Origin of the sequence: Pseudomonas sp. B16120, from assembly GCF_044218845.1 — a bacterium.
Taxonomy (GTDB): Bacteria; Pseudomonadota; Gammaproteobacteria; order Pseudomonadales; family Pseudomonadaceae; genus Aquipseudomonas; species Aquipseudomonas paracarnis.
Genome location: NZ_CP162588.1, coordinates 4,519,344 through 4,541,451, shown reverse-complemented (window position 1 = coordinate 4,541,451; position 22,108 = coordinate 4,519,344). Strand labels below are relative to the sequence as shown.

The following is a 22,108-nucleotide window of genomic DNA, read 5'->3' as shown; positions in this document are numbered from 1 at the left end:
ATGATCTAGTCTCTGTCACCCCAGGGAGAGATCGCCATGTTCCGCTACTTCGAGCAACTCAGCACGCGCATCGCCGCTCCGTTCATGGCCGAAACCTCGCGCAACAGCAAGGTGTGGCGATGCCGGTGTGGCCAGTCGCTGTTCTTTCGCAACAGCCAATGCCTGGCCTGCCAGGCGGCGTTGGGTTACCAGCCGCAGCAAAGCCGCCTGTCGTCCCTGCAACCTGGGCCGGTGGTCGGTACTTGGCTGGCCGACGACAATCTTGATGCTGGCGCTTTTCGGCGCTGCGCCAACCTCGACTCACCGGCTGCGTGCAACTGGCTGATTCCTGCCCACAGCACCGCGCCGTTGTGCGTGGCCTGTAGCCTGAACCGCACCATTCCTGACCTATCAATTGCGGAAAACCCCGAACGCTGGCGCAAGGTCGAAACCGCCAAGCGCCGCTTGGTGGCGCAACTGATCAGCCTGGGCCTGCAAGTGGTGCCCAAGAGCGTTGACGAAGAGACTGGCCTGGCCTTCGACTTTATCGGTATCGACCTGGAAGGCAACGCGCCCACCACCGGCCACGCCAATGGGCTGATCACCCTGGACATCAAGGAAGCCGATGACGCCCACCGCGAAAAAGTCCGCGTACAGATGCGCGAGCCGTACCGCACCTTGCTCGGCCATTTTCGCCATGAAGTCGGTCATTACTACTGGGACCGCCTGATCGCCAACAGCCACTGGCTCCCTCATTTTCGCAACCTGTTCGGCGACGAACGCGCCAGTTATGCCGAGGCCCTCGACCAGCACTACCAGAACGGCCCGCGCCCCGACTGGCAACTCACCTGCGTGAGCGCCTACGCCACCATGCACCCCTGGGAAGATTGGGCTGAAACCTGGGCCCACTACCTGCACATGATGGACGCCGTGGACACAGCCCTGGGCTTTGGCATGAGCGCCCGCGAGATGGACCTGGATTACCAGCCATTCCCCCTGACCACGCTCTACGACCCGCAACACCCTGGCGGCCCGGCATTCCTTTCCTTCGTCAATGCCTGGATCGAACTGGCCGGCATGCTCAACGAACTGTCCCGCGCCATGGGCCAGCCGGATTTCTACCCCTTCGTGCTGCCGCCCGCGGTGATTGCCAAGCTGCACTTTATTCACCTGGTCATCCAGGAAGAAGGCGGCAGGGCTGATGGGGTTATGGCAAGTGCTTGAGCCTTCTCATTTTTTAATCCGGAACCAACGGTTGTAACTTCCGATGAGATGGGTACAATGGCGCGGCTTGCCGAGAGGCAGCGTCGTTATGGTGACCCCATCGGTCCCCCCGCAACGATTACCCGTGAACCTGGTCAGAGCCGGAAGGCAGCAGCCACAGCGGGAACATTGTGTGCCGGGGTGTGGCTGGTGGGGTTGCCTCCATAACGCTCCCTTCTGCAGTCCCTTCTAAATCTCAAGTTATTTTCAGCCCGTCATCTGTGATGCTTCCTGCACAGTGCATGACGGTCATTTCCCGTCTAGTGGCATACTCCCAAGCGTCTCTTCCCCTGGCTACGAGGCTCTATGCACTCGGAACATTTCAATTTATCCAGCCCTGTTTTCTTGCCGGTCACCGAGCACACCTGTGCGGGGTTGTTGGGCAGTGAGGGTTTCGATGCGCTTGTAGCCCTGAGTGAGCCCCAATTGGCGGCGGTGTTGGTGATCCAGAATCTGGCGCAGGTGCCGGAAAGCGACCTTAGCGCCAACGGTGCTGAAAAAGTGTTGGCCAAGCTGATTGACTGGGCAGTCGATGCCCGCCATTCGGCCAGTGTGTCCCTGCTCTCTGAAGCGCAGCGGCTGTTCGATCAGAGGAAGCTGTACTTCGGCCTCAATGTGGTCAAAAGCCTGAAGCTGCGCTTTCTGCTGGAGGAGGAAGTCCAGGCGCAGGACTACCTGTTACCCAGTGGCAAATGGGACGTCGAGTATAAAGTCCGCCATCTCAAGGCCAATGATCCGTTCAGCCAGCAGGTGATCACGCCCAGGCATCGCGAGCGCTGGTTGAGCGCCGAGCAGGACAAGCTGCTCAGAACCTTCCGTGCCAACCTGAACGAAGACCTGCATGTGCAAGGCTACGCAGGCATTGGCAAGAGTCACCTGCTGGTGGCCTTGCTGGAGCACCTGCGCCCGGAAAAGACCTTGCTGCTGGCACGCACCCCGGCAAAACTCGAAACCCTGCGTGCTCGCATGGTGGGAGCGCGGGAGCGTAAGGCCGGGCATACCTTTCAGGACTTCGCCCATGCTCTATTGCATGGCCCCAGGCCAAAGCCGCTGAATGCGCCGGTGAGGGTGCCGACCAAGCAGGCGCTCGCCCAAGAACTGAATATCTTTGGTTTTCGTCGCCTGGAAGGGCAAGCGGTAGTGGAGGTGTGCCTCAAGGTGCTTGAAGCCTACTGCCGCTCTTGGGAGTACAGCTTGTCGGCCCAGCATTTGCCGCATTTCAAGCAACCGCTCGCCGGCGTCGATGCCAGGGTGCTGCTCGAATATGCCAGCCGGTTGTGGGGCTACCTTGAGGCGAACCCGGCCTGGGGCCGGCATACCGGGTTTGAAGCCTTGTTGATGATCAAGCGCGCCAGCCTTGCAGGCTGCGTCGTCCCCGAGCGCTATACCCACGTGCTCATCGATGAGAGCCAGGACATCCCCGCGCCGTTGCTGCAAATCATCGAGCGCGGCCGCCAGGTGCTGATCACTTTGGGGGATGAGTATCAGCAGGCCAGTGGCGGCGTGGTCAAACGCGCCCGTGAGGTTCGCCATACCGACGTGTGCTACTCCGTGCGTTCCGGGCGCAATGTCGAGCGCCTGGTCAACCCGTTGATCAGCTTGCACTCGGAAAAAAGCAAATCGCTTTTCGAGGGCGCACGCGATGCCGATGTCGGCATTGAGTTTTATCCGCAGGGTTTTGTACCCCCGCAAGGTTGCGTGGTGTTGACCGCTTCCCATTGGGACACCATGCAGTGGGCGATCCAACTGAGCCACGCCCGTTGTGCGTTCGGCCTGGCGAGCAAAGAGGCCCAGCAGTCGCTCAAGCATTTCATGGACACGGTCATCGCGTTGTTCAAACCCGATTTCTATAGCAATGAGTTCAATGACCTCGGCCCCCATGCGTTTTTCAGTGACATGGCCGATTGGCAGCAGGTGCGCGAAGCCTGCCAGTTCGATGAGGCGTTTCTGTGGGTCGAGGCCGAACTGGAAAAAGGCTTTAACGTGGCGGATGTCACGCGTTTGAACAGGTTGATCGGCCATCCGGACGAGCGCGTCCTGTTGATGCTGGCGCAGGATGCGGGCGGCATGGAGTTCGACCGGGTATTGCTTACGCCGGAACTGTTGACCAACGTGAAGTTCCAGGACGCCTACGCGTTCGATCAACGACTCTGTGCGGTGTATATCGCGATTTCACGAGCCCGGGTGCAGTTGTACCTGCCCTACGATGTGGTCGAGTGGCTCGACTACCACAAGTATCAAAAGACCCGTGAATCCCACGGTTACTGACGGATTTAATCCGGCTGTTTCACAACTTTCATAAAGCCCTCTGGACAACCCGCAGACCGCCTTGTTAGCTTGCGCCGGCCACTTGTTTCAGAGTATGACAAGGGCATGGATTTGATATTGAAGTGCTATCGCTTCTTTCACTCACAAGGATGTCTGTCATGAAAAGCCTGCAAGGGTTGCCTCGTCTTATCAGTGCTTCGGTAGGGACGCCCGGCAAAGCCCGCAACTTGCCCGCCGATGTTCAGTGCATCCAGTATCTATTCAATTTGATCATTCCCAAGATGGGGTTTGCCTTGCTGGAAAACGGCAAGTGCGACGGCCAGTTGGTGCAGTGCATCAGCCAGTATCAGTTTCGCCATCTCAAGTACGCCCATCCCGATGGCGTGATCGACCCCACCGGGCGAACGTTCAACAGTCTGATCGAAGAGGCGCTGAAGGTGCCGGTGCGGGCTTTTCCTAACACGCGCATTCCGACGTTTCTCAACATTTTCGGCAATAACAACATCGATGCGGTACAGGCCACGGTCAATGTGTACCTGGACCGTGTGCGTGCGGTGATCGAGGCCGAGCGGCGTAACCGGCAGTTGATGATGCAGTCCACCTGCGACGGCGGGACGACCTTGAGCGATACGGATTTCCAGAACGCCGCCAAGCAATTGGGCAACGGTATTTCGGTGAATGTGGTCAAGGCGTTCGCCACGGTGGAGTCGGGCGGGAAGGTGGGGTTCGGGCCTGCCAAGTTGCCGATCATCGCCTTTGAAGGGCACCACTTTCGCAAGTACACCAAGCACATCTACGACCAGTCGCAGCCGCTGCTGTCGTATGTCTACAAGAAAAAAGCCGGCCCGCAATGGCAGACGAACAACAAGGATCAGGTCAAGGCCTGGGAGACCATGGCCACTGCCTTTGCGCTGGACCAGGAAGCGGCCTTGATGTCGGCCTCCTGGGGCATGTTTCAAATCATGGGGTTCAATTTCGCGGCGTGCGGGTTCAAGACGGTGTTTGAGTTCGTGGCGTCATTGAAGGTCAATGCCGGTAATCAACTCAAGGCCTATCTCAGCCTTTGCAGCCACAACTCGGCCTTGTTGAGCGCGATGAAAAACAAGGATTTTACCGCCATGGCCCGAAACTATAATGGCGACGATTACGGCAACTATGACGTCCTGATGAAACAAGCCTACGAAGCCTTTGAAGGGAAGAAATAAGATGATTCGTTATCTGGCGATGGGAGTGTTGTCGTGGTGCGCCGTGGCGCCCGCGTTGGCCGGCTCGGCGGCGTTGCATTCAGGTAAATATGAAGGGCTGATGCTGGCGGTGACGCCTGGGCATCAGGTCGAGGGGTTCTATCAGGAATCGATGGGCGAGGGTGTGGCCCGTGGTTGCACGTTCTACCTGCAAGGCAAGCCCGAAGCGCTCACCACCTGGCGGGACGCTGCCTACCCAGGCAGTGTGGCCGCGGCGCCCGACGGGGTGACCCTGACCGTGGCGCAGGGCCGCCAACACCCTGGCTGCATCAATGTGCTGATGCCGGAAATCGCCACGGGCCTGGAGCTGAGCCAGACCGCCAGCAAACAATGGATCGGCTTGGTGACGGTGTCTGCCGACAAGGCTTACCTGCTTAAAACGCCGGGCGCCAAAGCGGCAAAGCGGCCCTACATCGTCAAGCATGACGTGGTGGGCGTACTGGCGTTCAAGGACGGTTGGGCGCAGGTGGAATTCATCAACGCTGACGACCGCTCTTTCACGGGCTGGATCAGCCAGGGCCAGTACGCACGGTTGGCTGCCCCGAAGCCCTAAATTGTAGAAGCGAGCAAGTCAGCCAAAGGTCTCGCGCAGTAGCCCGGCGAACGCATCTCGCGCCAGGTGCCGCTGGGTGTCCGTATGCCAGAACAACAGGTTGTCCACGGGCGTCAGCGCTTCAAAGCGATAAGACGCCAACTGATTGGCCTGTTCATAGCGCGCCAGGATCCCCTCGGGTGCCAACGCCACGCCAATCCCCGCGCTGACGCAACCGATGATCGTGCCCCAGCTTGCATAGCTGGCAATCGCTGGCTTGACGTTATGGGGCTTGAGCCAGTTTTCCAGGGCGGCGCGATAAGGGCAGCCCGGCGGCCATACCAGCAATGTACGGCCGGCCAAGTCTTCGGCGCTATTGATAGGCGCGCTGCACGCGCTGGCGATCAGCACCAGGCGTTCGCTGTAGACCACGCTCTGTTCCAGCTTCGTGCGTTTGCCGCCGGCGGCCACCAGCGCCACGTCCAGGCGGTGGTGCTGCAGGTCGTCCAGCAGTTGCGCCCAGGCACCGGTGACCAGTTCCAGGCTGACATTGGGATAACGCCGGTGGTATTCCGCCAGCAGCGGCGGCAAGCGCCCGCTGGCACTGGATTCCACCGCACCGATGCGCAAGGTGCCACGGGGAATGGCGCTGGCATCCACCGCGCGTTTGGATTCATCCACCAAGGCCAGGATACGTTCGCAGTAATCCAGGAAGATTTCTCCCGCAGCGCTGATCGCCAGCCCTCGGCCAGCACGGATAAACAGCGGCGTGCCCAACTCGCTTTCCAGCTGCTTGATGCGCGTGGTGATGTTGGACGGCACACAGTGCAATTGCAGTGCTGCCTGGGCCACGCTGCCGGTTTGCGCCACGGCTCGCACCATTTTCAGTTGGGCCAGTTCCATTGCTCAGTTCCAATGATTTCAGAAGTCAGAAACGCTTAATTGTCCTATGCCTGGCCTGGGCCAAGACTGGCAGCATTCCTTTTGCGTGGATGCTGTCGATGAATACTCCGTCACCTCTGAAGCTTACGCTAGTCATTGCCAGCGTCATTCTCTGCTGGGCGTATTCGCCCATCGGCGTACACATGGGGTTGCACAGTTATAGCCCCGGCCAATTGGCGCTGCTGCGGTTTTTGATCGCGTCGGTATTCATGGGCTGCGTGGCCTGGGGGGTGGGAATTGGACGGCCACCATTGCGCGACCTGCCGTGGTTGTTGGTGCTGGGCTTTTTCGGGGTGTTCCTGCACCACACCAGTCTCAATCATGGGCAGCAATGGGTGACGGCGGCAGCGTCGAGTGTGTTGGCACAGTCGGCGCCGTTGTTCAGTGTGTTGATCGCGTTTTTCTGCTTGAAAGAGCAGGTCAGCGCCTGGCGCTGGGGTTGCGTACTGTTGGGGTTGGCTGGCGTACTGGTGGTGATCTGGGGCGACCAGGGCATGGGCGATCTCAACCCACGGGGTTTGCTGATCTTGTTGGCGGCCTGCTCATGGAGTGTGTACTTCGCCATCCAGCGACATTACGCCCATCGCTACAGCCCGTTGACGATGGCGTGCTACATGGTGTGGTCCGGCACGCTGATGCTGTGCGTGAACCTACCGGGACTGCCCGCCGCCATCATGCAGGCACCGATGGGGGAGAATCTCGCCGTGCTGGTGCTGGGTATTTTTCCCAGTGCCTTGGCCTATCTGGCCTGGGGTTACGTGTTGAAGCACGTCGAGGTCAGTCGTGCGTCGGTGGCTATGTACCTGATTCCACCGGTTGCCATGCTGATGGCCGCCACGCTGCTTGGCGAGCACGTCACCCTGCAGGTGATGCTGGGCGCAGTGGTCGTGCTGGCCAGCGTCGCCGCTATCAGTCTGGAAGGGCGTTGGCGCTCCAAGGTGCCAGCAAAACGTCCTCAGGTGCCCTCTGGGAGGCCAATCGAACAAGCTTCGTCAGATTAGACGAGCGTGCCGGATGCAATTTCCCCCTTGCTCCGCTAGCATTACCGGCTTCTGCTTCCCAGTTGCGACGGTTTTCGATGAGTTATCAGGTTCTTGCACGTAAATGGCGCCCGCGCTCGTTCCGCGAAATGGTCGGCCAGACCCATGTGCTCAAGGCTCTGATCAATGCCTTGGACAGCCAACGGCTGCACCACGCCTACCTGTTCACCGGTACGCGCGGGGTGGGCAAGACCACGATTGCGCGCATCATCGCCAAATGCCTGAATTGTGAAACCGGTATTACCTCGACGCCTTGTGGCACCTGTTCGGTGTGCCGTGAGATCGACGAAGGGCGTTTCGTCGACCTGATCGAGATCGACGCCGCGAGCCGTACCAAGGTCGAAGACACCCGCGAACTGCTGGACAACGTGCAGTACGCGCCGAGCCGTGGCCGCTTCAAGGTCTACCTGATCGACGAAGTGCACATGCTGTCCAGCCACTCCTTCAACGCCTTGTTGAAAACCCTGGAAGAGCCGCCGCCCTACGTCAAATTCATCCTGGCCACCACCGACCCGCAGAAACTTCCGGCAACGATTTTGTCGCGGTGCCTGCAGTTCTCCCTGAAAAACATGACCCCCGAGCGTGTGGTCGAGCATTTGACCCACGTGCTGGGCGTCGAGAACGTACCGTTCGAAGACGACGCGCTGTGGTTGCTGGGCCGTGCCGCCGATGGTTCGATGCGCGATGCCATGAGCCTCACCGACCAGGCCATCGCGTTTGGTGAAGGCAAGGTCATGGCCGCCGACGTGCGCGCCATGCTCGGTACCCTGGACCACGGCCAGGTGTTCGACGTGCTGCACGCGCTGATCGAGGGTGACGCCAAGGCGTTGCTCGAAGCGGTGCGCCACCTGTCGGAGCAAGGCCCGGATTGGAATGGCGTGCTTTCGGAAATCCTCAACGTATTGCACCGCGTCGCCATCGCCCAGGCCCTGCCGGAAGGCGTGGACAACGGTCATGGCGACCGTGATCGCGTATTGGCCCTGGCCCAGGCCTTGCCGGCCGAAGACGTGCAGTTCTACTACCAGATGGGCCTGATCGGTCGCCGCGACTTGCCCCTGGCACCCGACCCGCGGGGTGGCTTTGAAATGGTGCTGCTGCGCATGCTGGCGTTCCGGCCGGCAGATTCGGCAGACGCACCGAGACAGCCGCTAAAGCCAGTGGGGATCAGCCAGGCCACAGTTGATTCCGCCAAACCCGTGGCTGGGGCGGCCGTTGTCGCGCCAGTAGTTGCAGCGCCTGCGGTTGCTGTGCCTGAGCCGGTTGCGCCGGCACCTGAGCCTGAACCTGCGCCGGTTGCCGTCGCACCGGTGGTCGAGCCCGAGCCGGTCATTGAGCCCGAGCCCGAACCCGTGGTCGACTTGCCCTGGAATGACCCGGTCGAAGCGCAAGTAGAGCCCGAGCAACAGCCCGCCGTGGAGCCCGTGCTGGAAACCACCGGCGAGCAACCCGAGCTGACGCCGATGCCTACGCCGACTCCGGACAGCGTGGTGCCGGATGCCCCTGAGTGGGTATCGGCGCCCGTTCCTGAACCGACGGTCGCCCAGGTCGACGCGGCCACGCCGGGCATTGACCTGGATGACGAACCGCCGCTGGACGAAGACTACATCGAGCCGGACATGGATTCGGCCTACAGCTACCTGGACGAACTGGCCAGCGAGCACACCGCGGAACCGGCGCCCGAGCCCGAGGCAGAACCTGCCGCGGCCCCGGCTACCGGTCTGGCCCTGCAATGGCTGGAATTGTTTCCGAAATTGCCGATCTCCGGCATGACCGGCAGTATCGCCGCCAACTGCACCCTGATTTCCATCGAAGGCGACCACTGGCTGCTGCACCTGGACCCGGCCCATAGCGCCTTGTTCAACGCCACCCAGCAGCGCCGGCTCAACGATGCGCTCAACCAGTACCATGGGCGCACGCTGACCATTGCCATCGAGCTGATCAAGCCCGAGCAGGAAACGCCGGCCCAGGCCGCGACCCGTCGGCGCCTTAACCGCCAGCGCGAGGCTGAGGATTCGATCCACGCAGATCCGCTTATCCAACAAATGATGCAACAGTTCGGTGCGGTCGTCCGCCACGATACTATTGAACCTGTCGAAGCCCCGGTGCCCCAAGCGTCATGACACCGGGCTATTCATTGATCCACGTACTTTTGAGGTGATTCCCATGATGAAAGGTGGCATGGCCGGCCTGATGAAGCAGGCGCAGCAGATGCAGGAAAAAATGGCCAAGATGCAGGAAGAGCTGGCCAACGCCGAAGTCACCGGTAAAGCCGGTGGCGATATGGTCAGCGTGGTGATGACCGGTCGTCACGACATCAAGCGTGTCAGCATCGACCCAAGCGTATTGCCGGGCGTGGGTGAAGATGACCTGGAAATGCTCGAAGCGCTGTTCGCCGCAGCCGTCAACGACGCTGTGCGCAAGATCGAAGCCAACAGCCAGGACAAAATGTCCGGCGTGACCGCTGGCATGCAACTGCCACCGGGCATGAAACTGCCGTTCTGATACACGCTTTAGCTAGACTCAAATGCCAGGCATCGTGCCTGGCATTTTTTTCGCCGGTCGAAACATCGAACCCCAAGCCTTCACCGATGGTCTGCACCCTATACCGTTGAAACTACTCACCGATAAAGGAGCCCCGCTGATGCCTCAAGAAATGACGCTCAACCAACGCATCGTTCTGGTCTCACGCCCTCAAGGCGCCCCCACGCCGGAAAACTTTCGCCTGGAACGTGTCAGCCTGCCGGACCTGGCAGACGGCCAGGTGCTGCTCAAGACCCTGTATCTGTCTTTGGACCCCTACATGCGTGGACGCATGAGTGACGCGCCGTCCTACGCCGCACCCGTGGAAATCGGTGAAGTGATGACCGGTGGGGCTGTCAGCCGTGTCGAGCAATCGCGCAACCCGAAATTCGAAGTGGGCGACCTGGTGGTCGGCGCCACTGGCTGGCAAAGCCACTGCATTTGCGAAGGCCATAACCTGATCCCGCTGCCCAAGGGTCTGCCGAGTCCGTCGATGGCCCTGGGCGTACTGGGTATGCCGGGCATGACGGCCTATATGGGCCTGATGGATATCGGCCAGCCCAAGGCCGGGGAAACCCTGGTGGTGGCGGCTGCGTCGGGCGCGGTGGGGTCGGTGGTGGGCCAGGTGGCCAAGCTCAAGGGCTTGCGCGTGGTGGGCATCGCCGGTGGCGCGGACAAATGCCGCTATGTGGTGGATGAGTTGGGCTTTGACGCCTGTATCGACCACAAGAGCGAAGACTTTGCCCATGAACTGGCCCTGGCCTGCTTCAAAGGCGTGGACATCTACTTTGAAAACGTCGGCGGTAAAGTCTTCGATGCTGTGCTGCCTTTGCTCAACCCCAAGGCGCGCGTGCCGCTGTGCGGGTTGATCGCCGGCTATAACGCCCATGAAGCGCCCAGCGGCCCTGACCGTTTGCCGGCGCTGCAACGCACCTTGCTGACCAAGCGGGTGCGGATCCAGGGCTTTATTGTGTTCGACGACTATGGCGACCGCCAGCCGGAGTTCCTCAGCGCTATGGCGCCTTGGGTGCGCGAGGGCAAGATCAAGTTCCGCGAGGACGTGGTCGATGGCCTGGAGCAGGCGCCCGAAGCCTTTATCGGCCTGCTCGAAGGGCGCAACTTCGGCAAGTTGGTGGTGCGCGTCGCGCAGGATTGAGTATTTGACGCTAATCCGGGGCGCGGGTATAAACCGCGTCTCGTTGTTTTGTCGGACCCTTCGCCCATGAGCTTCAGCCCCCTGATTCGCCAACTGATCGACGCCTTGCGCACTTTGCCCGGCGTCGGCCAGAAAACTGCCCAGCGCATGGCGCTGCAACTGCTGGAGCGTGATCGCAGCGGCGGCACTCGCCTGGCCCAGGCCCTGAGCCAGGCCATGGAAGGTGTGGGCCATTGCCGCCAGTGCCGCACCCTTACCGAAGAAGAACTCTGCCCGCAATGCGCCGACCCGCGTCGCGACGACACGTTGCTGTGCGTGGTGGAAGGGCCGATGGATGTGTACGCCGTGGAGCAGACCGGTTACCGCGGGCGTTACTTCGTGCTCAAGGGCCACCTGTCGCCGCTCGATGGCCTGGGGCCGGAAGCCATCGGTATTCCACAACTGGTGGCGCGAATCGAAGAGCAGGGCACCTTTACTGAAGTGATCCTGGCGACCAACCCGACGGTGGAAGGTGAAGCCACGGCGCACTACATCGCTCAGTTGCTGACCAATAAAGGTTTGATTACTTCACGGATCGCCCATGGCGTACCGTTGGGTGGCGAGCTGGAATTGGTGGACGGCGGCACCCTGGCGCACTCGTTCGCAGGCCGCAAACCCATCGCGCTTTAAAACCTACTGCAGTCCCAATGTGGGAGCTGGCTTGTCGGGTCGCCGCATCGCTGCGATAGCATCACCACGGTGTACCTGAAAAACCGAGGCGTCTGCATCGCGGGCAAGCCCGGCTCCCACATTGGTTTTGTGTGACGGTAAAAAATGTATTCGGCTTGATAACCAAGCAAGCGCTTGGTAAGTTCGCTCCATCCCGCCATGGAGCTTGCCGATGTCTGCCTTTCAGGAATACTTCGATCCCAGCCACCAATTGGTCCGCGACAGCGTGCGCCGCTTCGTCGAACGCGAGATGTTGCCCGGCATCGAGCAATGGGAGGAAGCGGAAAGTTTTCCCCGCGAGCTTTACCTCAAGGCCGGTGCGGCGGGCGTTCTGGGCATCGGCTACCCCGAGGCGCTGGGTGGCAGCCACGAAGGCGATCTGTTCGCCAAGGTCGCCGCCAGCGAAGAGCTGATGCGCTGCGGCTCCGGTGGCGTGGTGGCCGGGCTCGGCTCCCTGGATATCGGCCTGCCGCCCATCGTCAAATGGGCCCGGCCCGACGTGCGTGAGCGAATAGCGCCTCTGGTGCTCGCCGGCGAGAAGATCATCGCCCTGGCGGTCACCGAGCCCAGCGGCGGCTCGGATGTAGCCAACCTGCAAACCCGCGCCGTACGTGAAGGCGAGCATTACCGCGTGAGCGGCGCCAAGACCTTTATCACCAGCGGCATTCGCGCTGATTTCTACACCGTGGCCGTGCGCACGGGTGGGCCGGGCTTTGGCGGTATCAGCCTGCTGCTGATCGAAAAGGGCATCCCGGGTTTCACCGTCGGCCAGCCGCTGAAGAAGATGGGCTGGTGGGCGTCGGACACCGCCGAGTTGTTCTTCGACGATTGCCGCGTGCCTGTGGGCAATCTCATCGGTGTCGAGAACATGGGCTTTGCCTGCATCATGGGCAACTTCCAGAGCGAGCGCCTGGCCTTGGCCCTCATGGCCAACATGACCGCGCAACTGGCCTTGGAGGAAAGCCTCCAGTGGGCCGCCCAGCGCGAAGCATTCGGCAAACCCATCGGCAAATTCCAGGTGCTCAAGCATCGCCTGGCGGAAATGGCTACCGCCGTGGAGGTTTCCCGCGAGTTCACCTATCGCCAGGCCGCGAAGATGGCCGCTGGCAAGAGCGTGATCAAAGAGATTTCCATGGCCAAGAACCTGGCCACCGATACCGCTGATCGGGTGACGTATGACGCGGTGCAAATATTGGGGGGGCAGGGGTATATGCGTGGCAGCCTGGTGGAGCGGCTTTATCGCGATAACCGGATTTTGTCGATTGGTGGCGGGACGCGCGAAGTGATGAATGAAATCATCAGTAAGCAGATGGGGTTGTAAACCGGGGTGTTCTTGCGGGCCTCATCGCGGGCAAGCCCAGCTCCCACAGGGGAATGCATTCCAAGGTGGGAGCCGGGCTTGCCCGCGATGACGGCAGTACTGACGACCCTTATCTCTCGGTCAGCCCAAATTGCGTCAGGCAAAACGTCGGAATCCCCATGTCTGCCAAGCGCTGCGAGCCACCCAGCTCTGGCAAATCAATAATCGCCGCAGCCTCAAAAATCTTTGCCCCCATGCGCCGCACCAGGTTCGCTGCAGCAATCAGGGTGCCGCCGGTGGCGATCAGGTCATCGAACATCAGCACCGAATCGCCTTCGCACAGGCTGTCGGCGTGCACTTCCAGGAAGGCTTCGCCGTACTCGGTCTGGTAACCCTCGGCCAGCACGTCCGCCGGCAGCTTGCCTTGCTTGCGAAACAGGATGAGCGGCTTGTTGAGCTGGTAGGCGATGATCGAGCCGATCAGGAAGCCACGGGCATCCATCGCACCGATATGGGTGAAGTCGGCTTCGACATAGCGTTGGGCAAAGCTGTCGGCCACCAGGCGCAGGGCGCGGGGCGATTGGAACAGCGGCGTGATGTCACGGAAGATCACCCCAGGCTTGGGGAAGTCGATGACGGGGCGAATCAGGGATTTGATGTCGAACGAATCAAAAGTCATCGTCGAGGAGTCCAGAGCGGAAAACGGACTCGAAGTATACCTGCGGCCTCGCCGATTGGCGCGGCCGCAGCCTGGATCAGACCTCCAGGGAACCGCCAGCCAATGCACACAGCTGGATCGGGTCGAGGATATGCACCTCTTTGCCCTCGGCGGCGATCAACTGGTTCTGCTGGAAACGAGTAAACACGCGGGACACGGTCTCAACCGCCAGGCCCAGGTAATTACCGATCTCATTGCGCGACATGCTCAGGCGGAACTGGTTGGCCGAGAACCCACGGGCGCGAAAGCGCGCCGACAGGTTGACCAGGAAGGTGGCAATGCGCTCATCGGCGGTTTTCTTCGACAGCAGCAGCATCATTTGCTGGTCGTCACGAATCTCGCGGCTCATCACGCGCATCAATTGGCGGCGCAATTGCGGCAGTTGCAGGGCCAGTTCATCCAGGCGCTCGAATGGGATTTCGCACACCGAGGTGGTTTCCAGGGCCTGGGCCGACACCGGGTGAATCTCGGTGTCCATCCCCGACAGCCCGACCAACTCGCTTGGCAGGTGGAAACCGGTGATTTGCTCTTCGCCGCCGTCGCTGAGGCTGAAGGTCTTCAACGCGCCAGAGCGTACTGCATAGACGGAATCAAACTTGTCGCCCTGGCGAAACAGAAACTCGCCTTTTTTCAGCGGGCGGCCGCGTTTGACGATGTCGTCCAGCGCATCCATGTCTTCCAGATTCAATGAAAGTGGCAGGCAGAGGGGAGCCAGGCTGCAATCCTTGCAATGGGCCTGGCTGTGAGCGCGCAGTTTGACTGGCTCGGACATTTCTTAAATCCTTGTGGGAAAACACACATAAGACGTAAGGGTAACGCACTGGGGGGCACGGAGGCCAGCGTGTACAAAAAACCGACCGGTATATAAAGATTTGGCTAAAACCGCCGATAGTCCTGCTATCGACTACAAATACGGCGGCTCAGACCATGTTAGCCCTCACTGCTCAACTCGCTTCGCGCACTCAGATCCAGGCACTGCCCGAACCCAAGAAAGCTGCCGAACCGGATGTTGCCGCGATCCCGACGACCGACGAAGCCAAGCCTGCCGTTTCGGTGACCATCTCCGGCGCCGCGATGAAAGCTGCTGCGGCGGAAAAAGCCACAAACAGTGACATCGACGACAGCGGCCTGGCGGACAACGTCAAGAATCTGCTCAAGATGATTCGTGAGATCAAAAAGCAGATTGCCGAGAAACAAGCCGAGATGGCTGCGGTAATGGCCGACAGAAATCTCAGCCCAGAACAGGCCCGTGCCCGACTCTCCGGGCTGCAGTCAGCGTTGAGCGCACTGCAAGCCAGCTTGACCAGCGCCCAGGCGTCCCTGACCAAGGCGATGAAAGACATGAGTGCCGGTGATGCAGTCAAGGCTGCCAGCCTGGCCATGAAGTAAGTACGTCTAGATGACCCGCGAAAATCGTTGCCTGTTCTGGTGCTCCAGGTAGGCATCGAACACCATGCACACTGAACGCACCAGCAAGCGCCCGGCCGGGAGCACACGAATGCCCTGGGCGTCCAACGCGATCAGGCCGTCGGCGGCCATCGTTTCCAGCTGCGGCCATAACTCGGCAAAATAGCCGCGAAAATCGATGTTGTACGCCTGTTCGATCCCCTCGAATGCCAGGCTGAAATTGCAGATCAAATGCTGGATTACAGCCCGTCGCAACCGGTCGTCCGTAGTGCAGACTAGGCCGCGGCTGGTCGCCAATTGCGCACCCGCCAAGGCATTCTGGTACTGGTTCAGATCACTGCTGTTCTGGCAATACAGGTCGCCGATCTGACTGATCGCTGACACCCCCAGCCCAATCAAGTCGCAGTGCCCGTGGGTGGTGTAACCCTGGAAGTTGCGCTGCAGTTTGCCTTCTTCCTGGGCGACGGCCAATTCGTCGTCTGGCAGGGCAAAGTGGTCCATGCCGATGTAGCGGTAACCGGCCTGGGTCAGTTGTTCGATGGTGGTTTGCAGCATCAGCAGTTTTTCCGCTGGTGAGGGCAGCTCGTCAGTGTTGATCCGCCGTTGGGGCATGAAGCGTTCCGGCAGGTGCGCGTAGTTGAACACGGACAGGCGGTCAGGCTGTAAGCGGATGACTTCTTCCACGGTGCGCGCAAAGTTCAACGGTGACTGCTTGGGCAGGCCGTAGATCAGGTCGATATTGATCGAGCGAAATTGCAAGGTGCGCGCTGCATCGATCACGGCGCGGGTTTCTTCCAGGCTTTGCAGGCGGTTGACCGCCCTTTGCACCTCGGGGTCGAGGTCTTGCAGGCCGATGCTCACGCGGTTAAAGCCCAGTTCGCGTAGCAGGCCCATGGTGGCCCAGTCGGCTTCGCGTGGGTCGATTTCGATGCCGTAGTCGCCCGAATCGTCATCCAGCAAATTGAAATGCTGGCGCAGGCATTTCATCACCTGGCGCAGTTCATCGTGGCTGAGAAACGTGGGCGTACCGCCGCCCAAATGCAGTTGCTCCACGGGCTGCTGCGGGTCGAGGTGGCAGGCCACCAGCTGGATTTCCTGCTCCAGGCGCTGCAGGTAGGCCTGGGCGCGGCCACGGTCCTTGGTGATCACCTTGTTGCAGGCGCAGTAGTAACAAATGTTGGCGCAGAACGGCACATGCACATACAGCGACAGTGGCCTTACGGCCTTGCGGCTGTCACGCAGGGCGTGGAGCAGGTCGAAAGTACCGACCTGGCTGTCAAATTGTACGGCGGTGGGGTAGGACGTGTAGCGCGGCCCCGCCAAGTCGTAGCGGTGAATCAGATCTGTGTCCCAACGAATGGCGTCGAGCATGCGGGCGGTCCCCCGGATTGGCTAGTGGGCCGAGTCTAGGGGCAGGGCGGTGCAGGCATCTTGATTTGCATCAACGGGGAGCGGCGCTATGCCACAGGGCCTGTTAATGCCCCATTAGCCAGTGCTGATGGGGGCCGGGCAAGGTCCAGAGGCCGAAGATCATCACCAGCACCCCACCGGTCACCCGCACGCTGCGCTTGCGCAATAACGCCGTCACCCGTTCGGCGGCCAGCCCGGTGGCCAGTAGCACCGGCCAGGTGCCCAGCCCGAACGCCAGCATCAGCAAGGCGCTGTCCAGTGCATTGCCCTGGCTCGCCGCCCATAGCAGGGTGCTGTAGACGAGCCCGCACGGCAACCAGCCCCACAGCGCGCCTAGCAGCAAGGCACGGGGCAGGCTGGACACCGGCAGCAAACGGTTGGCCACCGGCTGCAGATGCCGCCACAGGCCGCGTCCCAGGCTTTCGATACGGGTGAGGCCGCTCCACCAGCCGGCCAGGTACAGGCCCATGCAGATCAGCAGCAGTCCGGCAAGCACTCGCATGAACATCGCCGCGGGGCTGTTGGCCACCGCCCAACCGGCCAGGCCGATCAATAAACCGGCGGTGGTATAGCTGAGGATGCGCCCCAGGTTGTATGCCAGCAGCAGGCGAAAACGGCGGCTGCGCTGTTCCTTGGGGATCGCCAGGGTCAGCGCGCCCATCAGTCCGCCGCACATGCCCAGGCAATGGCCGCCGCCAAGCAGGCCTAGGATCAGCGCCGAGACCAGCAAGGGCGCCAGCTCAAGCATGGGGCGGCTCTTTGGGCGCTTGCTCGGGGTTGTTGGCTTCATCGATGGCGGCCAGGTGGTTCGGGTCCTGGTCGTCGAACAGCACGCTGTGGGCCGGGCCATCGAGGTCTTCGTACTGGCCGCTGTCCACGGCCCAGAAGAAGATGTAGATGGCCACGCCCACTAACAGCAGTGCCGCAGGAATCATCACGTAGAGAGCTGGCATCTGTACTCCATGCCCACGCGGCTCAGGCCGGCAGCGGGCGGGTTACTGGGGCGGTGCCCGAGGCTTGCGCGCTCGGCAGGCGAGTGAGGCGCAACGCGTTGAGCACCACGGTCAACGAACTGAGGGACATGCCGATCGCCGCCCAGATCGGAGTGATCCAACCCAGGGCCGCAAACGGCAGCATAAGCCCATTGTACAACCCGGCCCACAACAGGTTCTCGATGATCACTCGGCGAGTGCGCCGCGCCAGGCTGAAGGCCTGCACCAGCGCATCCAGGCGGTTGGACAACAGCACCGCATCGGCGCTGGTTTTCGCCAGGTCCGTGGCCGAGCCCATCGCCACGCTGATATCAGCGGCGGCCAGCACCGGCACATCATTGACTCCATCGCCCAGCATCAGCACTTTGCGACCTTCTTTGTGCAGGTTTTGCAGTACCTTCAGCTTGTCGTCAGGGCGCAGGCTGCCGTGGGCTTCGTCGATACCCAGCTCAGAGGCGACACTGGCCACCATCGGCGAACTGTCGCCGGAGAGCAACAGCGTGCGCCAGCCCCGCGCCTTGCATGCGGCCAGCAAGGCGGGGGCGTCGCTGCGCAGACGGTCGTCGAGTACGAACCAGGCCAGCGCCCCGCTGCGGTCGCCCAGCAGCAGCCATTGCCCGGCTTCGTCCGGTGAGGCGGGAATCGCACAGCCACTGAGTTCACAGACAAAACCCGGCTGGCCGATGCGCAACAAACGTTCGCCCACACGACCTTCCAGGCCCAGGCCTGGGGTGCTCAGCACTTCATCGGCGGCCAGCGGCGCACGGCCGAAGGCACGGGCAATCGGGTGTTCGGAACGGTTCTCCAGGGCGGCGGCCAGGCCCAGGCATTGGTCGCTGTCCAGCGCACTCAAGGGCCGAATGGCGCGCAACGCCAGGCGCCCTTCGGTGAGGGTGCCGGTCTTGTCGAAAATCACCGTATCAACCTGGTTCAGGCCCTCAAGCACATGGCCGCGGGTCAGCAGCAACCCGAGACTGTGCAAGGTGCCGGTGGCGGCGGTGAGCGCGGTGGGCGTGGCCAGGGACAGAGCGCACGGACAGGTCGCCACCAGCATCGCCAGCACAATCCAGAACGCCCGCGACGGGTCCAGCTCCCACCACAGCAGGCCGATCAGCGCGGCGGCGATCAGCGAGCACAACAAGAACCACTGCGCAGCGCGGTCGGCAATCTGTGCCAGGCGCGGCTTCTCGGCCTGGGCGCGCTCCAGTAGGCGCACGATGGCAGACAAGCGCGTGTCATGGCCCAATGCGCGCACTTGGACGGTCAGCGCGCCTTCGACATTCAGCGTGCCGGCCGTGACGTTGTCGCCCGTGCGCCGAGGTTGCGGCAGGTACTCGCCGGTCAGCAGGGATTCATCGATGCTGGATTGGCCGTCGAGAATCAAGCCATCCGCCGGCAGTACGGAGCCGGGGTGTACCAGCACGCGATCACCCAGCGCCAATTCGCTAAGCAGGATGCGCTCGCTCTGGCCATCGTCTTTGAGGCGCAGGCAGGAGGCGGGCAACAGGTTGACCAGTTGGGCGGTGGCTGCGGCAGTGCGCTCCCGGGCGCGGCGCTCAAGGTAGCGCCCGGCCAGCAGGAACAGGGCAAACATGCCCACGGCATCGAAATACAACTCGCCTACGCCAGTGATCGCGGTCCAGATGCCGGCCAGGTACGCGCCGCCAATCGCCAGGGACACCGAGACGTCCATGGTCAGGTGGCGTGTGCGCAAGTCACGCAGGGCGCCTTTGAAGAAGGGCGCGCAGCTGTAGAACACGATGGGCGTTGTCAGAAACATCGCAACCCAGCGCAGGATGACGTGCAATTCCGGGCTCAGGTCGATATTGAATTCCGGCCAAGTGGCCATGGTTGCCATCATGGCCTGGAACCACAGCAAGCCGGCGACTCCCAGTTGTCGCAGGGCCAGTCGATTCTCGCTGGCCAATTGTTCGGCTGCGCGGTCGGCCTGATAAGGATGGGCGGCGTAACCGATATGGCGCAGCTCGCTGAGCAGTTGGCTCAACGGCAATTGCCCATCGGCCCAGCGCACGTGCAGCCGGTGGTTGGACAGGTTCAGTCGCGCTTCGGCCACGGCAGGCAGGCTGCGCAGGTGTTTCTCGATCAACCAGCCGCAGGCGGCGCAACTGATGCCTTCCATCAGCAGGGTGGTTTCGGCCAGCTCGCCCTGATGGCGTACAAAGGGTTTTTGCACATCGGCGCGGTCGTACAGCGCCAGCTCGTCCACCAACTGCACGGGCAGCGCCTCGGGGTTGGCCGAGGCTTCGCTGCGGTGTTGGTAATAGCTTTCCAGCCCGCCGGCCACTATCGCCTCGGCCACGGCCTGGCAGCCCGGGCAGCAGAGTTCACGGCGTTCGCCGAGGATCTGGGCGGTGAACCGACTGCCGGAGGGGACGGGTAGGGCGCAGTGGTAGCAGGGGGTGGGTTGGGTCATTGCTCAGTTCCGTAGATCGTTCCCACGCTTTGCGTGGGAATGTTGCCTGTGACGTTCTGCGTCACAAAGCAGACGCAGAGCGTCCAGCAAGGCGTTACCACGCAGAGCGTGGGAACGATCATCGTCTACTTCTTCAGGTCCTCGGCGCCCTGCAACGGTTCGTCACCCAGCAGCAAGTCCTTGTCGTGGCTGACCTCTTCTTCTTCGAACAGGCGCCAGGTGTTGCCGCCCTCCACGCCAAGCAGTTCCACGAAACGGCGACCTTCGACCTTGTCGGTGACCTGGCCGATGTAGCGACCGGGCTCGCTGTCGCTGCGGGTGAGGTTGATCTTGCGATCCTTCTCTGGCTGGGTCGGGGAGATCAGGTTCAGCTCCAGAGTATTTGGATTGCTGTAGCCAGTCAGTTGCAGCTCGACCTCGCCGGTCAGTTCGTCCAGGTGCAGCTTGCCGCGCAGTTGCAGGGTCTGGGCCAGGCGTTCGCGGTCCAGGGAGCGGTTGATGCCTTTGCCGGCCTCGTAGTAGTTGTCGTTGACCAGGTTGTCCGGGTTGTTCACTGCGATGGTCACCATGGACAAGGTCAGGGTCACTGAGCAGGCCAGAATCGCGATGATGATCCAGGGCCAGAGGTGTTTGTACCAAGGGCTGGCGGCAGTAGTTGCAGGCATGCGTGTGTTCCCTGTTAACGAACTTGTGGGCCGATGAATCGGCTCTTGGCTTCAATATGGACGCTGGTGTCATCGGCGTCCTTGAGGATGAAGGTCACCTCGTTGGTGCTCGACGGCAACTGCTCCGGCGCACTCGACAACTCCACCGGCATGCTGACGATATCGCCCGCGGCCACTTTGATTTCACGTCGGCCTTGCAGCTTGAGGTCTGGCAGGCCAGCGGCGTCGAGCACGTAGGTGTGGTCGCGCTGGTCTTTGTTCATGATCTTCAGGCTGTAGACGTTTTCGATGCGTCCTTCGGCGTTTTCACGGTACAGCACGCGGTCCTTGCTGACGTCGAAACCCACCAGCGAGCGCATGAAGAAGGCCGCCACCAACAGGCTGATCATCGCCAGCAACACCAGGGCGTAACCGATCAGGCGCGGGCGCAGCTTATGGGTTTTCTGCCCCGACAGGTTGTGTTCGGTGGTGTAGCTGATCAGGCCGCGTGGGTACTCCATCTTGTCCATGATGTTATCGCAGGCATCGATACAGGCGGCGCAGCCGATGCATTCGATTTGCAGCCCGTCGCGGATATCGATACCGGTAGGGCACACCTGCACGCACATCGTGCAGTCGATGCAGTCGCCCAGGCCCTGGGCCTTGTAGTCGGTACCCTTTTTACGAGGGCCACGCACTTCGCCACGGCGGGGGTCATAGGACACGATCAAGGTGTCCTTGTCGAACATCACGCTCTGGAAGCGCGCATAGGGGCACATGTAGATGCACACCTGCTCACGCAGCCAGCCGGCGTTGCCGTAGGTGGCGAGGGTGAAGAAACCCACCCAGAAATACGACCAGCCATCGGCCTGGCCGGTGAAGAAATCGAATACCAGTTCACGGATCGGTGAAAAGTAGCCGACAAAAGTGAGGCCGGTGGCAAAGCCGATCAGCAGCCACAGGCTGTGCTTGCTGAATTTGCGCAGGAATTTGTTGGCGCTCATGGGCGCCTTGTCGAGCTTGATGCGCTGGTTGCGGTCGCCTTCGGTGACCTTTTCGCACCACATGAAGATCCATGTCCACACGCTTTGCGGGCAGGTATAGCCGCACCACACGCGCCCGGCGTATACGGTGATAAAGAACAGGCCAAAGGCCGCGACAATGAGAATGCCCGACAGCAGGATGAAATCCTGAGGCCAGAACGTTGCACCAAAAATAAAGAATTTACGCTCCGGCAGGTTCCACCATACCGCCTGGTGACCGCCCCAGTTCAGCCACACGGTGCCGAAGTACAGCAGAAACAGAGCGGCACCGCCGACCATGCGCAGATTGCGGAACAAGCCAGTGAAGGCGCGGGTGTAAATCTTCTCACGCGAAGCGTAGAGGTCGACGGTTTTGGCAGGCGGGGTAACGTCATGTACCGGTATCTGGTCGCTCATCATTGCATCCCACGGCGGTGGAGATTTGCCTCGGCCAGTACGTGCCAGCCGGGGTCAAATTAAGGGTGTTGCAGTGGCCTAATGATACGCCCCCGATGGTGCGCAAAGGGTG

20 protein-coding genes and 1 other RNA gene are annotated in these 22,108 nt (G+C 61.3%); 12 read left to right on the top strand and 9 right to left on the bottom strand.

Annotated features, from left to right (window positions below):
* Positions 1–36: 36 nt before the first annotated feature.
* The 5 genes from AB4P90_RS21170 to AB4P90_RS21150 all read left to right on the top strand — a co-directional run bounded on the left by AB4P90_RS21170 (position 37) and on the right by AB4P90_RS21150 (position 5,307).
* Positions 37–1,203, top strand: a complete 1,167-nt coding sequence (locus tag AB4P90_RS21170; RefSeq protein WP_014719460.1) for a putative zinc-binding metallopeptidase — start codon at positions 37–39, stop codon at positions 1,201–1,203.
* Between the two features lie 98 nt (positions 1,204–1,301).
* An RNA gene (ffs, locus tag AB4P90_RS21165) (signal recognition particle sRNA small type) lies at positions 1,302–1,398 on the top strand.
* A gap of 150 nt (positions 1,399–1,548) precedes the next feature.
* A complete protein-coding gene (locus tag AB4P90_RS21160; RefSeq protein WP_395605352.1) occupies positions 1,549–3,510 on the top strand; it encodes a hypothetical protein in 1,962 nt (653 codons plus the stop codon).
* 158 nt (positions 3,511–3,668) lie between these two features.
* Complete coding sequence (locus tag AB4P90_RS21155; protein WP_014719458.1) at positions 3,669–4,715, top strand: N-acetylmuramidase family protein; 1,047 nt, start codon at positions 3,669–3,671, stop codon at positions 4,713–4,715.
* A 1-nt stretch (position 4,716) separates the two neighbouring features.
* Complete coding sequence (locus AB4P90_RS21150; RefSeq protein WP_014719457.1) at positions 4,717–5,307, top strand: hypothetical protein; 591 nt, start codon at positions 4,717–4,719, stop codon at positions 5,305–5,307.
* A gap of 18 nt (positions 5,308–5,325) precedes the next feature.
* On the opposite strand, the gene AB4P90_RS21145 is transcribed toward AB4P90_RS21150, so the two are convergent.
* Entirely contained in the window at positions 5,326–6,189 is an 864-nt protein-coding gene (locus AB4P90_RS21145) for a LysR family transcriptional regulator (protein ID WP_014719456.1), read from the bottom strand.
* Positions 6,190–6,287: 98 nt separating this feature from the next.
* Between AB4P90_RS21145 and AB4P90_RS21140 the strand changes: the two genes are divergently transcribed.
* From AB4P90_RS21140 to AB4P90_RS21115, 6 genes are all read left to right on the top strand, one after another.
* Positions 6,288–7,229: a DMT family transporter gene (locus tag AB4P90_RS21140; RefSeq protein ID WP_060767340.1), complete on the top strand. Its 942-nt coding sequence runs from the start codon at positions 6,288–6,290 to the stop codon at positions 7,227–7,229.
* A gap of 77 nt (positions 7,230–7,306) precedes the next feature.
* A complete protein-coding gene (gene dnaX, locus AB4P90_RS21135; RefSeq protein ID WP_014719454.1) occupies positions 7,307–9,388 on the top strand; it encodes a DNA polymerase III subunit gamma/tau in 2,082 nt (693 codons plus the stop codon).
* Positions 9,389–9,431: 43 nt separating this feature from the next.
* Positions 9,432–9,770: a YbaB/EbfC family nucleoid-associated protein gene (locus tag AB4P90_RS21130; RefSeq protein ID WP_003193199.1), complete on the top strand. Its 339-nt coding sequence runs from the start codon at positions 9,432–9,434 to the stop codon at positions 9,768–9,770.
* Between the two features lie 139 nt (positions 9,771–9,909).
* Complete coding sequence (locus AB4P90_RS21125) at positions 9,910–10,944, top strand: NADP-dependent oxidoreductase (protein WP_003193196.1); 1,035 nt, start codon at positions 9,910–9,912, stop codon at positions 10,942–10,944.
* 66 nt (positions 10,945–11,010) lie between these two features.
* Positions 11,011–11,613 carry a recombination mediator RecR gene (recR, locus tag AB4P90_RS21120; protein WP_014719453.1) on the top strand — a complete coding sequence of 201 codons (603 nt, stop codon included), beginning with the start codon at positions 11,011–11,013 and terminating at the stop codon, positions 11,611–11,613.
* Positions 11,614–11,824: 211 nt separating this feature from the next.
* Positions 11,825–12,973 (top strand): acyl-CoA dehydrogenase family protein, encoded by a 1,149-nt coding sequence (locus AB4P90_RS21115; RefSeq protein ID WP_014719452.1) that lies wholly within the window; start codon positions 11,825–11,827, stop codon positions 12,971–12,973.
* A gap of 109 nt (positions 12,974–13,082) precedes the next feature.
* Here the strand turns inward: AB4P90_RS21115 and AB4P90_RS21110 are convergent, their stop codons facing one another.
* Together AB4P90_RS21110 and fnr are read right to left on the bottom strand one after the other, a co-directional pair.
* Positions 13,083–13,631 carry an adenine phosphoribosyltransferase gene (locus AB4P90_RS21110; RefSeq protein ID WP_003193191.1) on the bottom strand — a complete coding sequence of 183 codons (549 nt, stop codon included), beginning with the start codon at positions 13,629–13,631 and terminating at the stop codon, positions 13,083–13,085.
* Positions 13,632–13,707: 76 nt separating this feature from the next.
* Positions 13,708–14,442: a fumarate/nitrate reduction transcriptional regulator Fnr gene (gene fnr, locus AB4P90_RS21105; RefSeq protein WP_005790290.1), complete on the bottom strand. Its 735-nt coding sequence runs from the start codon at positions 14,440–14,442 to the stop codon at positions 13,708–13,710.
* A gap of 155 nt (positions 14,443–14,597) precedes the next feature.
* Between fnr and AB4P90_RS21100 the strand changes: the two genes are divergently transcribed.
* Positions 14,598–15,059 carry a hypothetical protein gene (locus tag AB4P90_RS21100; protein WP_014719451.1) on the top strand — a complete coding sequence of 154 codons (462 nt, stop codon included), beginning with the start codon at positions 14,598–14,600 and terminating at the stop codon, positions 15,057–15,059.
* Between the two features lie 6 nt (positions 15,060–15,065).
* Here AB4P90_RS21100 and hemN read toward each other — a convergent pair whose 3' ends face one another.
* From hemN to ccoG, 6 genes are all read right to left on the bottom strand, one after another.
* Positions 15,066–16,448 carry an oxygen-independent coproporphyrinogen III oxidase gene (hemN, locus tag AB4P90_RS21095; RefSeq protein WP_395605351.1) on the bottom strand — a complete coding sequence of 461 codons (1,383 nt, stop codon included), beginning with the start codon at positions 16,446–16,448 and terminating at the stop codon, positions 15,066–15,068.
* A 103-nt stretch (positions 16,449–16,551) separates the two neighbouring features.
* Complete coding sequence (locus AB4P90_RS21090) at positions 16,552–17,235, bottom strand: sulfite exporter TauE/SafE family protein (RefSeq protein ID WP_395605350.1); 684 nt, start codon at positions 17,233–17,235, stop codon at positions 16,552–16,554.
* A complete protein-coding gene (gene ccoS / locus AB4P90_RS21085) occupies positions 17,228–17,440 on the bottom strand; it encodes a cbb3-type cytochrome oxidase assembly protein CcoS (RefSeq protein ID WP_014719448.1) in 213 nt (70 codons plus the stop codon). Before ccoS ends, AB4P90_RS21090 begins: the two co-directional genes overlap by 8 nt.
* A 22-nt stretch (positions 17,441–17,462) precedes the next feature.
* A complete protein-coding gene (locus tag AB4P90_RS21080; RefSeq protein ID WP_395605349.1) occupies positions 17,463–19,913 on the bottom strand; it encodes a heavy metal translocating P-type ATPase in 2,451 nt (816 codons plus the stop codon).
* A 125-nt stretch (positions 19,914–20,038) separates the two neighbouring features.
* On the bottom strand, positions 20,039–20,578 hold the full coding sequence (locus AB4P90_RS21075; RefSeq protein ID WP_014719446.1) for a FixH family protein: 540 nt from the start codon (positions 20,576–20,578) through the stop codon (positions 20,039–20,041).
* A 14-nt stretch (positions 20,579–20,592) separates the two neighbouring features.
* The gene (ccoG, locus tag AB4P90_RS21070; RefSeq protein ID WP_019820489.1) at positions 20,593–21,996 is read right to left on the bottom strand and encodes a cytochrome c oxidase accessory protein CcoG; all 1,404 of its coding nucleotides are present in this window, start codon (positions 21,994–21,996) and stop codon (positions 20,593–20,595) included.
* Positions 21,997–22,108: the final 112 nt, after the last annotated feature.

Excerpts from the sequence above, each read along its gene's own strand:
- AB4P90_RS21170 (WP_014719460.1), top strand. The coding sequence starts at position 37 with ATGTTCCGCTACTTCGAGCAACTCAGCACGCGCATCGCCGCTCCGTTC.
- AB4P90_RS21160 (WP_395605352.1), top strand. The coding sequence starts at position 1,549 with ATGCACTCGGAACATTTCAATTTATCCAGCCCTGTTTTCTTGCCGGTC.
- AB4P90_RS21155 (WP_014719458.1), top strand. The coding sequence starts at position 3,669 with ATGAAAAGCCTGCAAGGGTTGCCTCGTCTTATCAGTGCTTCGGTAGGG.
- AB4P90_RS21150 (WP_014719457.1), top strand. The coding sequence starts at position 4,717 with ATGATTCGTTATCTGGCGATGGGAGTGTTGTCGTGGTGCGCCGTGGCG.
- AB4P90_RS21145 (WP_014719456.1), bottom strand. The coding sequence starts at position 6,189 with ATGGAACTGGCCCAACTGAAAATGGTGCGAGCCGTGGCGCAAACCGGC.
- AB4P90_RS21140 (WP_060767340.1), top strand. The coding sequence starts at position 6,288 with ATGAATACTCCGTCACCTCTGAAGCTTACGCTAGTCATTGCCAGCGTC.
- dnaX (WP_014719454.1), top strand. The coding sequence starts at position 7,307 with ATGAGTTATCAGGTTCTTGCACGTAAATGGCGCCCGCGCTCGTTCCGC.
- AB4P90_RS21130 (WP_003193199.1), top strand. The coding sequence starts at position 9,432 with ATGATGAAAGGTGGCATGGCCGGCCTGATGAAGCAGGCGCAGCAGATG.
- AB4P90_RS21125 (WP_003193196.1), top strand. The coding sequence starts at position 9,910 with ATGCCTCAAGAAATGACGCTCAACCAACGCATCGTTCTGGTCTCACGC.
- recR (WP_014719453.1), top strand. The coding sequence starts at position 11,011 with ATGAGCTTCAGCCCCCTGATTCGCCAACTGATCGACGCCTTGCGCACT.
- AB4P90_RS21115 (WP_014719452.1), top strand. The coding sequence starts at position 11,825 with ATGTCTGCCTTTCAGGAATACTTCGATCCCAGCCACCAATTGGTCCGC.
- AB4P90_RS21110 (WP_003193191.1), bottom strand. The coding sequence starts at position 13,631 with ATGACTTTTGATTCGTTCGACATCAAATCCCTGATTCGCCCCGTCATC.
- fnr (WP_005790290.1), bottom strand. The coding sequence starts at position 14,442 with ATGTCCGAGCCAGTCAAACTGCGCGCTCACAGCCAGGCCCATTGCAAG.
- AB4P90_RS21100 (WP_014719451.1), top strand. The coding sequence starts at position 14,598 with ATGTTAGCCCTCACTGCTCAACTCGCTTCGCGCACTCAGATCCAGGCA.
- hemN (WP_395605351.1), bottom strand. The coding sequence starts at position 16,448 with ATGCTCGACGCCATTCGTTGGGACACAGATCTGATTCACCGCTACGAC.
- AB4P90_RS21090 (WP_395605350.1), bottom strand. The coding sequence starts at position 17,235 with ATGCTTGAGCTGGCGCCCTTGCTGGTCTCGGCGCTGATCCTAGGCCTG.
- ccoS (WP_014719448.1), bottom strand. The coding sequence starts at position 17,440 with ATGCCAGCTCTCTACGTGATGATTCCTGCGGCACTGCTGTTAGTGGGC.
- AB4P90_RS21080 (WP_395605349.1), bottom strand. The coding sequence starts at position 19,913 with ATGACCCAACCCACCCCCTGCTACCACTGCGCCCTACCCGTCCCCTCC.
- AB4P90_RS21075 (WP_014719446.1), bottom strand. The coding sequence starts at position 20,578 with ATGCCTGCAACTACTGCCGCCAGCCCTTGGTACAAACACCTCTGGCCC.
- ccoG (WP_019820489.1), bottom strand. The coding sequence starts at position 21,996 with ATGAGCGACCAGATACCGGTACATGACGTTACCCCGCCTGCCAAAACC.